The 14,021-nt window shown below is 60.2% G+C and carries 12 protein-coding genes and 1 tRNA gene; 7 read left to right on the top strand and 6 right to left on the bottom strand.

From position 1 onward, the window contains the following. Nucleotides 1–18: 18 nt before the first annotated feature. On the top strand, nucleotides 19–291 hold the full coding sequence (locus DSOUD_RS08730) for a chorismate mutase (RefSeq protein ID WP_053550651.1): 273 nt from the start codon (nucleotides 19–21) through the stop codon (nucleotides 289–291). 4 nt (nucleotides 292–295) lie between these two features. Beyond that, complete coding sequence (locus tag DSOUD_RS08725; RefSeq protein ID WP_053550650.1) at nucleotides 296–505, top strand: hypothetical protein; 210 nt, start codon at nucleotides 296–298, stop codon at nucleotides 503–505. 88 nt (nucleotides 506–593) lie between these two features. Here DSOUD_RS08725 and pyrE read toward each other — a convergent pair whose 3' ends face one another. The 6 genes from pyrE to DSOUD_RS08695 form a co-directional block, all read right to left on the bottom strand. Further along, a complete protein-coding gene (gene pyrE, locus DSOUD_RS08720) occupies nucleotides 594–1,151 on the bottom strand; it encodes an orotate phosphoribosyltransferase (protein ID WP_053550649.1) in 558 nt (185 codons plus the stop codon). A gap of 220 nt (nucleotides 1,152–1,371) precedes the next feature. After that, entirely contained in the window at nucleotides 1,372–2,778 is a 1,407-nt protein-coding gene (purF, locus tag DSOUD_RS08715) for an amidophosphoribosyltransferase (RefSeq protein WP_053550648.1), read from the bottom strand. 168 nt (nucleotides 2,779–2,946) lie between these two features. Continuing rightward, nucleotides 2,947–3,777, bottom strand: a complete 831-nt coding sequence (locus tag DSOUD_RS08710) for a phosphoribosylformylglycinamidine synthase subunit PurQ (RefSeq protein WP_053550647.1) — start codon at nucleotides 3,775–3,777, stop codon at nucleotides 2,947–2,949. 3 nt (nucleotides 3,778–3,780) lie between these two features. Beyond that, complete coding sequence (locus DSOUD_RS08705) at nucleotides 3,781–6,762, bottom strand: phosphoribosylformylglycinamidine synthase subunit PurS (protein WP_053550646.1); 2,982 nt, start codon at nucleotides 6,760–6,762, stop codon at nucleotides 3,781–3,783. A 177-nt stretch (nucleotides 6,763–6,939) separates the two neighbouring features. Further along, complete coding sequence (locus tag DSOUD_RS08700; protein ID WP_053550645.1) at nucleotides 6,940–7,710, bottom strand: MBL fold metallo-hydrolase; 771 nt, start codon at nucleotides 7,708–7,710, stop codon at nucleotides 6,940–6,942. An 87-nt stretch (nucleotides 7,711–7,797) separates the two neighbouring features. Then, entirely contained in the window at nucleotides 7,798–9,855 is a 2,058-nt protein-coding gene (locus DSOUD_RS08695) for an ATP-binding protein (RefSeq protein ID WP_053552343.1), read from the bottom strand. A 443-nt stretch (nucleotides 9,856–10,298) separates the two neighbouring features. Here DSOUD_RS08695 and gap point away from each other — a divergent pair, with 443 nt between their 5' ends. The 5 genes from gap to DSOUD_RS08670 all read left to right on the top strand — a co-directional run bounded on the left by gap (nucleotide 10,299) and on the right by DSOUD_RS08670 (nucleotide 14,018). Beyond that, nucleotides 10,299–11,300: a type I glyceraldehyde-3-phosphate dehydrogenase gene (gene gap / locus DSOUD_RS08690; RefSeq protein ID WP_053550644.1), complete on the top strand. Its 1,002-nt coding sequence runs from the start codon at nucleotides 10,299–10,301 to the stop codon at nucleotides 11,298–11,300. A 71-nt stretch (nucleotides 11,301–11,371) separates the two neighbouring features. Further along, nucleotides 11,372–12,571 (top strand): phosphoglycerate kinase, encoded by a 1,200-nt coding sequence (locus DSOUD_RS08685; protein WP_053550643.1) that lies wholly within the window; start codon nucleotides 11,372–11,374, stop codon nucleotides 12,569–12,571. Between the two features lie 57 nt (nucleotides 12,572–12,628). Further along, complete coding sequence (tpiA, locus tag DSOUD_RS08680; protein WP_053550642.1) at nucleotides 12,629–13,381, top strand: triose-phosphate isomerase; 753 nt, start codon at nucleotides 12,629–12,631, stop codon at nucleotides 13,379–13,381. A gap of 87 nt (nucleotides 13,382–13,468) precedes the next feature. Next, nucleotides 13,469–13,816, top strand: coding sequence for a preprotein translocase subunit SecG (secG, locus tag DSOUD_RS08675; RefSeq protein ID WP_053550641.1), 348 nt, complete (start codon nucleotides 13,469–13,471; stop codon nucleotides 13,814–13,816). A gap of 117 nt (nucleotides 13,817–13,933) precedes the next feature. Beyond that, nucleotides 13,934–14,018, top strand: a tRNA-Leu gene (locus tag DSOUD_RS08670). The last annotated feature ends 3 nt before the right edge of the window (nucleotides 14,019–14,021 follow it).

The raw sequence follows: 14,021 nt of genomic DNA, 5'->3' as shown, positions 1-14,021 counted from the left end.
TGATCAGGAGAAAATACCGTGGACATTGAACAGCTTCGCATCGAGATCGATCGCCTGGACGGCGAACTCCTGAGGATCTTCAACGAGCGGGCCGCCCTGGCTCTGAAGATCGGCAAGATCAAAAAGGAGAAAGGTCTTGCCGTGTACGACCCGAACCGGGAACGGCGGATCTTCGAGAAGATGCAGGCCTACAATCCCGGTCCCCTCGAGGATGAAGCCATCGTCCGACTCTTCGAACGGGTGATTGACGAATCCCGGCGTCTGGAACGCATTCGCACGAAAGGAATCTGAGACCATGCTGGTGATCATGAAGAAACAGGCGGACGACGCCGAGCTGCAGGCCGTCAAACAGTACCTTATCGACCAGGACTTTGATTTCCATCAGTCGACGGGCGCCAACCGCATCATCATCGGCGTGATCGGCGAAACCCGTCATTTCGACAGCAGCGAGCTCCGCGCCCTCCCCGGCGTCCTGGAGGTCTTCAAGATCCCCGAAGACCAATGACCTCCTGAGGGTTCAGTGTCCGCAAAAAAAAGGAGGGGACGCCATCGGCGTCCCCTCCTTTTTTTCATATTGAAGCGGTCTGGCTCCCCTACCCCACGACCTGGGTCCTGGTGAAGACGGCGCGCAGGGGGATCTTCTCCCCCTCGATATTTTCCCGGGCCCCTTCTTCCCGATCGACGAGGGTGACGATGCCGACCACCTCGAGCCCCTCCTCGCGGGCGCGTTCGACCGCCTTCATGGACGAACCGCCGGTGGTGGTGACGTCTTCGACGATGACCACGCGACTGCCAGCCGGGAGATTCTTTCTCCCCTCCAGCCACTGGCCGGTTCCGTGCCCCTTGGGCTCCTTGCGGATGATGAAGGCATGGACGCTCTGCCCGTCGAGGGCCGCGGCGATGGAGGTAGCGGTGGCGATGGGGTCGGCGCCGAGGGTCAACCCCCCGACTCCGTGAATCGGCCCTTGGAACTGCTGGGCTTCCTGCCAGAAGGCTTTGCCGACCAGCAGCCCCCCCCGGGCGTGCAGACAGGTCTGCTTGCCGTCGAAATAGAAGTTGCTCTTGCGCCCGGAGGCCAGGGTCACCTCCCGTTCCTCGTAGGACAGTTCCCGAACGATTGTCATCAGTTCCTTGCGTTCTTCCTGGGTCATGCGCTCTCTCCTTGAAAAATAAAATTGCAGTCGCAGGTTTCTCGATTCGAATGACTTCGAAAAATAAATATTTATAGCCACCAAGACACGGAGGCACCAAGAAAGCTGACTGAAGCCGGCTGCCAAACTTGGTGTCTTGGTGCCTTGGTGGCTAATTTGAACTATTGCAACTAAAACAAAATCTGATTTCGATGCAATGGATTCGGCACAGAATTTGAGGCTAAAAAAGACCGAGTTGGCTGTCGGATTTCAGGCGCGGAAACTTGACCGGATAGTGGCCGCTGAAACAGGCGTCGCAGAAATATCCGGCGCTCCCCTCCGGGACCCCCGCCGACGTCCTCAGCCCTTCCAGGGAAAGATAGCCGAGGGTGTCCGAGGTGATATAGCGGTTGATTTCCTCGATGGAATGGGAGGAGGAAATCAGCTCCTTGCGGGTGGGTGTGTTGATCCCGTAATAGCAGGGGAAACTGGTCGGAGGGCAGGAGATGCGCATGTGGATCTCCTTGGCGCCGGCATTGCGGATCATCTTGATGATCTTGCGCGCCGTGGTGCCGCGCACGATGGAGTCGTCGACGACCACGACCCTTTTCCCCTCGATGATCTCGCGCACCGGGTTGAGTTTGATCTTGACCCCGAAGTGACGGATCGCCTGCTGCGGCTCGATAAAGGTCCGGCCGACATAATGGTTGCGGATCAGCCCGAGCTGGAAGGGAATTCCCGACTCCTCGGCGTAGCCGATCGCCGCCGGCACCCCCGAGTCGGGGATGGCGATGACCACATCGGCCTCCACGGCATGTTCCCGGGCGAGCTGATGGCCGAATTCCTTGCGCACGCCGTAGACCTCCCGGCCGAAGATGGTGCTGTCGGGGCGGGAGAAGTAGATGTACTCGAAGATACAGGGAGACGGGGCGACCTTGGCGAAGGGGTGGAGACTGGTGAGGCCGGTTTTGTCGATGACGATCATTTCGCCGGGCTCGATTTCGCGGATGAACTGAGCCTCGATGAGATCGAAGGCGCAGGTTTCCGAGGCGACGACGTAGGCGCCATCGAGTTTGCCGAGAGCCAGGGGACGGAAACCGTTGGGGTCGCGCACCGCCACCATGCGCGTTTCGGTGAGGAAAACGAGGCTGTAGGCCCCCTTGACCTCGTTCAACGCCTCGGTGACCCGTTCCGCCAGGGTTTCCCGCTGGGCCCGGGCCATCAGATGGATGATGACTTCGGTATCGGCGATGGTGGAAAAGATCGAGCCTTTGAGCTCGAGTTCGTTGCGCAACTCCTGGGCGTTGACCAGGTTGCCGTTATGCGCCACGGCGATGGCGCCACGGTGATAGTCGACATTGATCGGCTGGCAGTTCTTCAGGTCGTTGCCGCCGGCGGTGGAATAGCGCACATGGCCGATGGCGCTGGCCCCCGGCAGGTTGTCAAAAACGGCGTCGTTTTTAAAGACATCGGCGACCAGCCCCATCCCCTTGTGAGCCCGCAGCCGGTTCCCGTCGGAGGAAACGATCCCGCAGCTTTCCTGTCCGCGATGCTGCAGGGCGTAGAGTCCGAGGTAGGTGAGGTTCGCCGCCTCGGGATGACCAAAGATTCCGAAAACGCCGCATTCATCTTCAAATTTATCATGCATGGAACAGACTGCTCCTTTTGTTGAGACGAATATTTCTTCGGCAGAACGGTGGGTTATCGCACCCCTCCCCTGCCGTACCCGAGCGCAAGTCTAACACAACCGGCGCCGTAAAAGATACCCCCCGGCAAGGGGGACACCCTTGGGGTCGGGGTGCCGGGTCCGCAATAACTAAAGGAGCTTTTCCCGGATGAAGCGAACGGCATTCTGGTAGAGCCACAGCCCCATCCCCTCTTCGGGGAGGTCCTCCTCGCGGGTCCAGCGCGGATGGTGGGTGCGGTGCACATAGGCTTCGGGATGGGGCATCAGTCCGAAGAGTCGGCCCGTCTGGTCACAGACACCGGCGATGCCGGCGACGGAACCGTTGGGGTTGAAGGAAGCCTCCATGGTTGCCGCTCGATATTCCCCGTCACTGTAGCGCAGGGGGGCCAGATGCCGGGTTTCGATCTGCGCTAGGATTTCCGGCGACTCGGTGACGAATTTCCCCTCGCCGTGGCGTACCGGGAGATAGATCCCCTTGAGCCCGGCGGTGAAGACACAGGGGGAATCGGTATCGACCCTGAGATAGACCCAACGGTCGAGAAAACGGCCCCCGTCGTTGAAGGTCAGGGTGGCACTCTGGCGATCGAAATCGCCGTCGAGAGCCGGAAGGAGTCCCATCTTGACCATCAACTGAAAACCGTTGCAGACCCCGAGGACCAGCTTTCCCGCGGCGATGAAGCGCCGAACCTGGTCGATCAGGTGTTCGCTGCTCCCCTTGACCGGCGCGTGGAGCAGGCGGTTGGCTCCGGCCTTGGCGCTGCCGAGGTCGTCGCCGTCGAGAAACCCCCCGGCGAGATTGAGAAAATGGTAGTCGTCGAGGCGGACCCGCCCGGCGAGGAGTTCGGAGATATGGACGATGTCCGCCACCTCGGCTCCGGCCAGACGACAGGCGTTGGCCACCTCCCGTTCGCAGTTGGTTCCGTTGCCGGAGATAACAATAGCTCGAACCTGTTTCGCCATAACCTAGAGCTCCTTGAGGGGCGTCTGCCACGCCTCCTTGAGATCGTGAATGCTGGAACGGACCAGGACTCCTCCGGAAAGACCGATGAGGCGCAGCTCGTCGTCCGCGGTCACTTCGCCGAGGAAAGAGACGTCCTGCCCGGAAAAGAGTCCTTCGAAACGCTCCCGATGACCGGGGCGCACGGTGACCAGAAAACGGCTCTGGGATTCGGAGAAGAGGATCGCATCCTCCCGCAGCGGTTCCGCGACCTTTACCGCCCGCAGGTCGGCGTGGATGCCGAAGCCGCCGGCCGAGGCGGTTTCCGCCAGGGCGACGCCGAGACCGCCGTCGGAGAGGTCATGACAGGAGGCGAGCACCCCTGCCTGCTGGGCACGGTTGATGGCCCGGAAGAGCTTCATGGCGTAGGGAGCATCGACCTGCGGCACATTTTTGCCGAGATGGCCTTTGAGAGCGTAGTACTCGGAACCGCCGAGCTCGTCCCGGGTCAGGCCGAGGAGATAGACGAGGTCGCCGGGACGTTTGGCGTCCATGGTGGTCGCCGTACGGACGTCGTCGATCTTGCCGATGACCGAAAAGAGGACCGTCGGCGGAATGGAGATCTTGGTCTCGCCGATCTGGTAGTCGTTTTTCATCGAGTCCTTGCCGGAGATCAGCGGCACGCCGAAGGCGACGCAGTAGTCATAGAGCGCCTTGTTGGCCCGCACCAGCTGGGCCGCCTTGTACTCGCCGTCAGGGGTCTTATCGCTCTTGACCGGATCGCACCAGCAGAAGTTGTCGAGCCCGGCGACATGCTCGATGTTGCCGCCGACGGCAACGTAGTTGCGCAGCCCCTCGTCGATGGCGCAGGCCATCATGTGATAGGTGTCAATGTCGCTGTAGCGGGGACAGATGCCGTGGGAGACGACCACCCCCTCGAAGGAATCGAAGAGCGGCCGGACCATGGCCGCATCGGCGGGGCCGTCGTTGGCGACTCCGACCAGGGGTTTGAGAACCGTACCGGCCTGGACCTCGTGGTCATAGCGGCGGACGACCGCCTCCTTGGAACAGATATTGAGACGACCGAGCATGTGCCGCAGGGTGGCGTCCATGTCGAGGGGTTGGGGGAAATCCGGTTCGCGGTGATCCCTGACCTCCCAAACCGCGGGGATCGTCATCTGCGGCACGCCGCCGTGGAGAAAATTCATATCCAGGTAGGTGAGGGTCTTGCCGTTGTAGAGACAGTGATAGTACCCCGAGTCGGTGAAAACCCCAAGGTCGGTGGCCTCGACGTCCATCTCCCCCGCCAGGGCGATAAAGGCCTCAAGCTTGTCGGGAGGGACGGCCAGGGTCATCCGTTCCTGTGCCTCCGAGATGAGGATTTCCCAGGGCTGCAGCCCCGGATATTTGAGGGGAGCGCGATCGAGGTGCATTTCGAACCCCCCCGTGTCCTCGGACATCTCGCCGACGGAGGAGGAGAGTCCCCCGGCGCCGTTGTCGGTAATCGAGTTGTAGAGACCGCGGTCGCGGGCGACGATCAGAAAGTCGAACATGCGCCGCTGGGTGATGGGATCGCCGATCTGCACCGCCGTCACCGGAGACCCCTCATGAAGTTCCTCGGAAGAGAAGGTGGCGCCGTGAATGCCATCCTTGCCGATGCGACCGCCGACCATGACGATGCGGTCGCCGACCAGGACTCGCTTTTCGTGGCTCGGCTTGCCGTTGAGTTTTGCCGGCATGATCGCGGCGGTTCCGCAGTAGACCAGGGGCTTGCCGACGAATCGCTCGTCGAAGACCAGGGAACCGTTGACCGTCGGTATGCCGCTCTTGTTGCCGCCGTGCTCGACCCCCTCGACCACCCCTTCAAAGATGCGACGCGGGTGCAGCAGGCGCTGCGGCAGCGGCTTGTCGTAGAAGGGAGAGGCAAAACAGAAGACGTCGGTGTTGAAGATCAGCCGTGCTCCCATGCCGGTGCCGACGCCGTCGCGGTTGACGCCGACGATCCCCGTCAGGGCTCCGCCGTACGGATCGAGAGCGCTGGGAGAGTTGTGGGTCTCGACCTTGAATACCAGGCTCCAGTCGTCGTTGAAGCGAATCACCCCGGCGTTGTCCTTGAACACGGAAAGACAGAAGTCCCTGTCGCCGAGTCGGGCCCGGATGTCGCGGGTGGCGCCGACGATATAGGTTTTGAACAGGGAGTCGATGGTCTCGGACTTGCCGTGCTCATCCCGGTATTCGATGCGGGCGGAGAAGATTTTGTGCTTGCAGTGCTCGCTCCAGGTCTGGGCCAGGGCCTCGAGCTCGCCATCGGTCAACCGGGAGCCGAGGCCGACGCGGGCGCGAGCCTTGCCCAGGGCCGGATCGCTGGCGTACGACTGGAGCTTTTTCATTTCCTCGAGATTGAGGGCCAGCATCCCCTCGCGGCTGATCTGCATCAGGGCCTCGTCGGAGACATCCAGGTCGATCTCCCGAATTTGGGGGGGAGCGCCGACGACCACCCTGGGAACGGTCACCGGAACCCCCCTGACCCGGTCGAAGCGGGCGGCGGGGATGATGGTCCAGCGCTGGATCAGGGCATTGGCGAGAAATCCTGCGGCAATCCGTTCGGCGGCCTCTTCCTCGCACACCCCCTTGAGGAGGTACTGAACCGAGGTATAGACCCCCTCGCCGGAGGCAAAAGGGCGCCCGGTGAGATACTGGATCGCTTCGCGGGAGGTGCGCCCGACGTTATCGGTGACCCCGGGACGGAAGCCGACTTCGATGAGGATATCAAAATCACCCGCCAGGGGAGCATTGATGGCGAATTCCTGAATGACCGGATCGGAAAATGGTCCGGCCGCGGCGGCGGCGACCTCTTCGTCGCTGAGATCGGCATCGACCGTATAGATGTCGATGGTCCGAACGCTCGTCAGTTCAATGCCGAGATGTTCCCGGATCTCCCGTCTGACCCGCTCTCCTCGGGCATCCCGGACTCCGTCCTTAAGTCCGACTGCTATTCTCCAGGGCATGCTGCCTCCTTTAAACCGTTGAACAAGAAAAGGTCGCCGGTCCCTGCGGCGTGCCGCCGGGGCCGGGGTTCGAGTGCGAAAAAAATCGCCCTTCCTTCACAAATCAGGGCTGATCAGGATCGTTGAAATTGAATTTCCTCCGGATCTTCCCCGAGAAGAGGCGCTGCTGCGCAGGGCTTAGAGGGTGAAACAGACGCTTGCTCTCTCCTGGGTCCCGATGGCCAGCAGGGGCCGGCAGAGGGTCTGGGCCCCGAGGACCTCCCTTGCGCAGGCTTCGGCCAGAATGGGGGTATTGTTGACCTCGCTGAGGTGGGCCAGAAAAACAGCCTCGAGTCCTTCCCAGAGAAGACCCTGAAGAAGCTGCGCCGAGGCGAGGTTGGAGAGGTGGCCATGATTGCTGCGAATTCTCTGTTTCAGATGCCAGGGGTAGGGGCCATCCCGCAGCATCGCTTCATCGTGGTTCGATTCCATGACCAGGACCCGGCACCCCTTGAGCCGTTCGGCCACCAGACGGGTGGCAATGCCGAGATCGGTGGCCACGCCGACCTTCCCTTCGGGGGTTTCAATCACATAGCCGACGGGGGCCGCTGCATCATGGGTGATGGGAAAAGAGGTCACCTGGATGTCGCCGAGGGTGATGGCGTCCCCGGCCTCGAATTCACGAACATCGTCAATCGCTCCGCAACGCCCGAGTTCCCTGTAGGTGCGATGGTGAACGTAGACCGGAAGCCGATGCCGCCGCGCCAGGGGGCCCATCCCTCGGCTGTGATCCCCGTGTTCATGGGTCATGAACAGGGCGTCGAGGTCATCCCCTCCCGTTCCGATGGCGGCCAGGCGATTGCCGAGTTCCCGGGCGGAGAACCCGGCATCGATGAGAATGCGGCATCCACGACTCTCGACGTAGACGGCATTTCCCTTGCTGCCGCTCCCCAGTAAACAGACCCGCACGTCGCCTCTCCCGCACCCTCGGGAGGGCGCTGTTTATATACCGAAAATGGCCGGACCCTGCAAGGGAAAACCGGCCGCAAAGGGACATTAGGTCCCGATGGAATCGCCGGGTTCGGACCCTTCGACGGGGAGGAGGATGTGAAAAGCGCTTCCGGGGCAGCGTTCGGGATCGCAACCGGGGCTTTCCACCCAGATCTCTCCGTCGAGCACGTCGATGATCCCCTTGACGATTGCGAGTCCGAGGCCGGCGCCCTTCCCCTTGAAGGCGACCTTGCCCGTGAAATGCTCCTCGATATTGCCCACTTCGTAAAACTTGTCAAAAATGTGGATCTGGTCCGGCTCGGCGATGCCGATCCCGGTATCGGTGATGATGATTTCAACATAGGAAATCGGTTTGTTTCCGATCGGCTTGATCTCCGTATCCTCGGCAAGGTCAAGATTATAAGGGGTGCGCAGGGAAGAGGCCCTCCGGGTCTCCAGGGTGACCGTTCCCTCGTCGGGGGTGAACTTGATGGCATTGCCGACCAGATTGGTCACAACCTGCACAAGGCGATCTGGATCACAGAAGACCGGGGGGAGATCGTCGTCGAGTCTGAATTCGAAGGACTGCTTGCGCAGGGAGAAGAAAAATTCCAGTTCGGTGACGGCCGTGCGTATCACATCGTTGACGTCGACGGCGCGATTGCGCAGATACAGGCGATTGTTGTCGAGCATGGAGACGTCCACCATGTCGCGGACGATACTGGAGAGGCGCTCCCCCGCGTCGGCAATATGCTGAACCATTCCCAGGACGGTCTCGTCGAGACGGCCGGACATTTCACCGAGAATCAGTTCGGCATAGCCGATGATGACCGTCAGCGGCGTTTTCAGCTCGTGGGATGCCACCCCGAGAAAGGAGTCCTTCATCTGATTGAGGCGCTGAAGCTCACGGGTACTTTTTTCAAGGTTTTCCTTGATTTCCTTTTCCTTGGTGATATCGCGAATGGTGGCCTGCACCAGATGTTTGCCATCCTTTCCGACCACCGGCGACCCGACGATCCAGCCGACGATCAGGCGCTGATCGCCGGGCCGCACGAAGCTGACCTCGGCTTCGGCGATTTTCCCTTCGAGGACTGCCCGGTGAAGACCGTACTGCTCTTCGATATGCTCGACCTGCAGCATTTCCAGGGCGGAAAAGAGATTCATTCCTTCGACCTTGTCCAGGGTAATGCCGAAAAAGGCCTCGGCCGCCCTGTTGATCAAAACGATCCGGTCGTTATCATCACTGACGACGATTGCGTCGCTGGCCCCCTCGAGCAGGGATCGGTACATCTCCCTGCTGCGCCCCAGTTCGGCTCCGATTCGTTCCTGATATTCATAGGATTCCTGGAGTTGCCTGTTTGTCTCTTCGAGTTCGCGATAGTTCTCCCGTATTTTCTGGTCGCGGCTCTGCAGGGAACTGGCCATCTCCTGGAGGGCGGTGGCCAGATCGGAAAAATCGCGGGTGGACATGGCCGGAACCGTCACCTTGAAATCGCCGGCGGCGACACTTTTGGCCATGGTACAGAGACGACCGATCGGACCGATAAGGTCGCGCTTGGCAAAAAGCACGACCAGACCGAAAACGACGGAGAGGGCGATGCCGAGGATAATCATCGAGCGCTGAAAGACCTTGGCCGTCCGCTTCTCGAGGATAGATTCGGGAAAACCGATGCGGATCCTGCCGGCCAGCGTTCCGTCGGCATCATAAACAGGCTGAGAAACGTCGTAAGCCCGCCCCAGATGGGGAAAGTTGAGGATGGAGGTGTTTTTGCTGAGTGCGGAGACGAATTCAACCCCGGCGGTAAAATAAAAAGAAGGGTCACTGGAATAGAGGGGGGTGCCGACGGTATTCTCAATGAGACAATAGATGATTTCCGGATCGGTGGTGACGATTTCCTGGCAACGGAGATTGACACCCTCCATCTCCTCGAGACCGAGGCCCAGGGCAAGGACATTTTCGATGGCGTTTTGCAGTCCGGCGGCTAAACTCTGACAACGCAGAATGATCCCGTCACGGTAATCCCGCCGGAAGCCTTCGATGTTGAACCCGGTATTCACCGCAATGGTGAGGGTCAAAACCAGAAAGGCGAAGGTGAGAATCCGCTTTTCAAGGGTTTTGTTCATGAAATCCATAAGGAGAAATAGGTCCCCGTTGGCGAAAAAACAGCAGTCGGCCACCTTCTGCAAAAGCCTTCGGACGGAACAGGGGGAGCTGTGATGCGCACATCTTCTCGATCCGTCGGGAATTGGCTGCGGATGTTTGCATTTTAAAAAACTTAGGTTAAATTAGAGAACGCCCAGAGGCACTGAATCGATTTGCCATGCGAGGTCTTCATCCGAAGGCGGTGTTCAGGGACGGAAAAATTCCGAACAGGAGGAGATGTTGACGTGGGCAACTTCATACCATATCGCATTTAAAAGGGCAACAGAACAACTCCCGCATTAAGCTTAAAAAGGGTTGACGCTTGCAGGTCGATTGGCTATCATCCGCGCAGGCTTAATGTCGCTAAGTATTTGTTTTTTCATATCCGTCACTCCCCCCTCCTCGCCGCAAGGAGATCATCGTCATGACTGCAAGAGTTGCCATCAACGGTTTCGGCCGCATCGGCCGCAACGTCTTTCGCGCTGCAAAGAACTGCACCGACATCGAGATCGTTGCCATCAACGATCTGACCGATGCCGCAACCCTGGCCCATCTTCTCAAATACGATTCGGTGCAGGGGATATTCGATGCCGCCGTCACTTCCGACAAAGACCATCTTTTCGTCGACGGCCGAACGGTCCAGGTCCTCAGGGAAAAAGATCCGACCGCCCTCCCCTGGAAGCAACTGAAGATCGATATCGTCATCGAGGCGACCGGACGCTTCACCAGCCGGGAGGACGCCGAAAAGCACCTGCAGGCCGGTGCCGGACGGGTTATTATCAGTGCACCGGGTAAAAAGGTCGACTTTACCGTCTGTATGGGGGTCAACGAGAAGGACTACGACCCCGCCCGGCATCTGGTGATCTCCAACGCCTCCTGCACCACCAACTGCCTGGCCCCCGTCGCCAAGGTCCTCCATGAGACCTTCGGGATCGTCAAGGGGCTCATGACCACGGTCCATTCCTATACCAATGACCAGAAAATCCTCGATCTCCCCCACTCGGATCTGCGCCGCGGGCGGGCCGCCGCCCTTTCGATGATTCCCACCACCACCGGCGCTGCCAAAGCCGTATCCCTCGTGCTGCCGGAACTTGCCGGCAAGCTCGACGGCATGGCCGTGAGGGTGCCGACCCCCAACGTCTCCCTCATCGACCTGGTGATCGAATCGGGGCGCCCAACCTCCGTCGAGGAAGTCAATGCGGTCATGAAAGAGGCCGCCGAGGGGCCCCTCAAGGGGATCCTAGAGTACTGCGACCTCCCCCTTGTCTCCAAAGATTTCAACGGCAACCCCGCCTCCTCCATCATCGATGCCCTCTCGACCACCGTCATCGGCGGAAACATGGTCAAGGTCATCTCCTGGTACGACAACGAGTGGGGTTATTCCAGCCGCATCCTCGATCTGACCCGGTACGTGGCGGTAAAATAGCCCTAATGCACTTTGTTCTTCCTGGGCGGGACCCCTGCGGTCCTGCCCTTTGAAATTTCAGGAGGCGATCCATGCTTGACAAAATGACGGTGAGGGATCTCGAGTTGAAGGGGAAAAGGGTGTTCTGCCGCGTCGACTTCAACGTTCCCCTGAACGCTGAAGGAGAGATCGATGACGACACCCGCATCGTCGCCGCCCTGCCGACCCTTCGTTACATCCTCGAACAGGGAGGACGGCTGGTCCTCGCCTCTCACCTCGGTCGACCCAAGGGGGCTCCCGAGGCCAGATACAGTCTCGCCCCCGTGGCCCCGCACTTGCAAAAACTCCTCGGCCGCCCGGTCCTCATGGCTCCGGACTGCATCGGTCCCGAGGTCGAAAAAATGGTCCGGGCCCTGGGGAACGGCGAGGTCCTGCTGCTGGAGAACGTGCGCTTTCACGCCGGGGAGACCAAGAACGACCCGGAGTTCAGTCGCCAACTGGCATCCCTCGCCGAGATCTACGTCAACGACGCCTTCGGCACCGCCCACCGCGCCCACGCCTCCACCGAAGGGGTCGCCCGTCTCCTGACCCCGGCCGTGGCCGGTTTCCTGATGGAGAAGGAAATTCGCTATCTCGGCCAGGCACTCGCCGCGCCCCAGCACCCCTTCGTCGCCGTCCTCGGCGGCGCCAAGGTGACGGACAAGATCCCGGTCATCGAGAATCTCCTCGACAAGGTCGACATCCTGCTGATCGGCGGCGGCATGGCCTACACCTTTCTCAAGGCCCAGGGATTCACCATCGGCAACTCCCTGGTGGAAGAAAATCGCCTGGCACTCGCCCACGAACTCTTCGACAAGGCAAAGTCCGCCGGGGTACAGCTCATCCTCCCCGAAGACCACGTCATCGCCTCCGAATTCAAGTCCGATGCGCCCCACAAAGTGTGCAGCGACATCGACATCCCCGAAGGTTGGATGGGGCTGGACATCGGCCCACGAACCGCCGAGCGCTACGGACGGATACTCAAGGAAGCCGCCACGGTCGTCTGGAACGGGCCGATGGGGGTTTTCGAATTCGACGCCTTCGCCACCGGAACCCTCGCCATCGCTCGAGCCCTCGCCGAATCCTCGGCCCTCTCCATTATCGGTGGAGGGGACTCGGTGTCCGCCGTTAACAAATCGGGGCTCGAGGACAGAATGACCCATATTTCCACCGGCGGTGGCGCCTCCCTCGAATTCCTTGAGGGAAAGGAGTTGCCGGGGATTCTGGCTCTCACCGATCTTGCCGGACGCTGACGCCACCGACGACGGGCCCTTCTACATCGCCCCCCCCCTGCCAATCGGAGATCAACCATGCGAAAACCCTTCATCGCCGGCAACTGGAAACTGCACAATACCGTCCGGGAGTCGCTGGAACTGATCGAGGCCCTCAAAACCTCCGTCAAGGATGTCACCGACCGGGAGATTGTTGTGGCGCCGGTCTTTACCGCCCTTGCTTCTGTCTCCAGGGCTCTCCAGGGGAGCAACATCTCCCTGGCGGCCCAAAACTGCTATCCGGCGCAGACAGGAGCCTTCACCGGCGAAGTCTCCCCTTCCCTCCTCAAAGATGCCGGCTGCGACTATGTCATCGTCGGCCATTCGGAGCGTCGCCAACTCCTCGGCGAAACGGATCCCTTCATCAACGCCAAGATTCGCGCCCTCGCCGGAGAGGGGCTCGGCGCCATCTTCTGCATCGGCGAAACCCTCGATGAGCGGGAGACCGACCAGACCCTCGATGTTCTGCATACCCAGGTCACCGCCGGCCTCAAGGAGGTCCCCGCAGAAGCCATGGCACGGATCGTCGTTGCCTACGAACCGATCTGGGCCATCGGCACCGGCAGGACGGCTTCGGAGGATCAGGCCGAGGATGCCCACGCCTTTATCCGCGGTCTCCTTCAGGGGCTCTTCGGTCTCTCCGTAGCCCAGGAAGTAAGGATCATTTACGGCGGGAGCGTCAAACCGGACAATGTCGACGGATTGATGGCCCAGGAGGATATCGACGGCTGCCTGGTCGGCGGAGCCAGCCTCAAGGCGGCTGATTTTTCACGCATCGTCCAATTTGCCTGAATGTGAGCTTTTTCCTTTTCTCCCGGGGCCGATTATGTTAATGTCCCCGGGTTTACAATCGATCATTCCAAGGAGTCAACCAAGACCATGTCTGCACTGTTAATTGTTCTGCATGTCGCAGTCTGCATCGCCCTGATCATCGTTGTTCTTCTGCAAGCGGGCAAAGGTGCGGAAATCGGCGCTTCCTTCGGTTCCGGAGCCAGCAACACCGTATTCGGCGCCACGGGGGGAAAAAGTTTCATGAGTCGCATGACGACCGCCATCGCTGTCATCTTCATGCTCACCAGCCTCACCCTCGCCTACTTCTACGGCCAGCCGGGGTCGAGCACCATCATGCCTGCCAGCGTCGGCACGCCGGTCGAAGCGGTCCAGCCTCCGGTCGACGCCCCCGCGACTCCGGCAACCGAGGGAACGACGACCCCGGAAAAAAAATAAAAACCAGGAACAATTCGTATTGACAGAGTAAAGCTAAACCAGTATAAATACGAACCGTTCGGCGCTTCCTTGCAGAGGTTGAATCAGCCAGCGGAGATACGAAAAAATGTTTCAAATGCGGTTGTGGTGGAATTGGTAGACACGCACGCTTGAGGGGCGTGTGCTTAACAGCGTGGGAGTTCGAGTCTCCCCAACCGCACCAGAT

Source organism: Desulfuromonas soudanensis (assembly GCF_001278055.1).
In the GTDB taxonomy this organism is placed as follows: domain Bacteria; phylum Desulfobacterota; class Desulfuromonadia; order Desulfuromonadales; family WTL; genus Deferrimonas; species Deferrimonas soudanensis.
Note: the sequence above shows the minus strand (reverse complement) of the source record. Positions and strands in the feature narration are given on the sequence as shown.

Excerpts from the sequence above, each read along its gene's own strand:
- secG (WP_053550641.1), top strand. The coding sequence starts at position 13,469 with ATGTCTGCACTGTTAATTGTTCTGCATGTCGCAGTCTGCATCGCCCTG.
- tpiA (WP_053550642.1), top strand. The coding sequence starts at position 12,629 with ATGCGAAAACCCTTCATCGCCGGCAACTGGAAACTGCACAATACCGTC.
- DSOUD_RS08705 (WP_053550646.1), bottom strand. The coding sequence starts at position 6,762 with ATGCCCTGGAGAATAGCAGTCGGACTTAAGGACGGAGTCCGGGATGCC.
- DSOUD_RS08685 (WP_053550643.1), top strand. The coding sequence starts at position 11,372 with ATGCTTGACAAAATGACGGTGAGGGATCTCGAGTTGAAGGGGAAAAGG.
- pyrE (WP_053550649.1), bottom strand. The coding sequence starts at position 1,151 with ATGACCCAGGAAGAACGCAAGGAACTGATGACAATCGTTCGGGAACTG.
- DSOUD_RS08725 (WP_053550650.1), top strand. The coding sequence starts at position 296 with ATGCTGGTGATCATGAAGAAACAGGCGGACGACGCCGAGCTGCAGGCC.
- DSOUD_RS08710 (WP_053550647.1), bottom strand. The coding sequence starts at position 3,777 with ATGGCGAAACAGGTTCGAGCTATTGTTATCTCCGGCAACGGAACCAAC.
- DSOUD_RS08695 (WP_053552343.1), bottom strand. The coding sequence starts at position 9,855 with ATGAACAAAACCCTTGAAAAGCGGATTCTCACCTTCGCCTTTCTGGTT.
- purF (WP_053550648.1), bottom strand. The coding sequence starts at position 2,778 with ATGCATGATAAATTTGAAGATGAATGCGGCGTTTTCGGAATCTTTGGT.
- gap (WP_053550644.1), top strand. The coding sequence starts at position 10,299 with ATGACTGCAAGAGTTGCCATCAACGGTTTCGGCCGCATCGGCCGCAAC.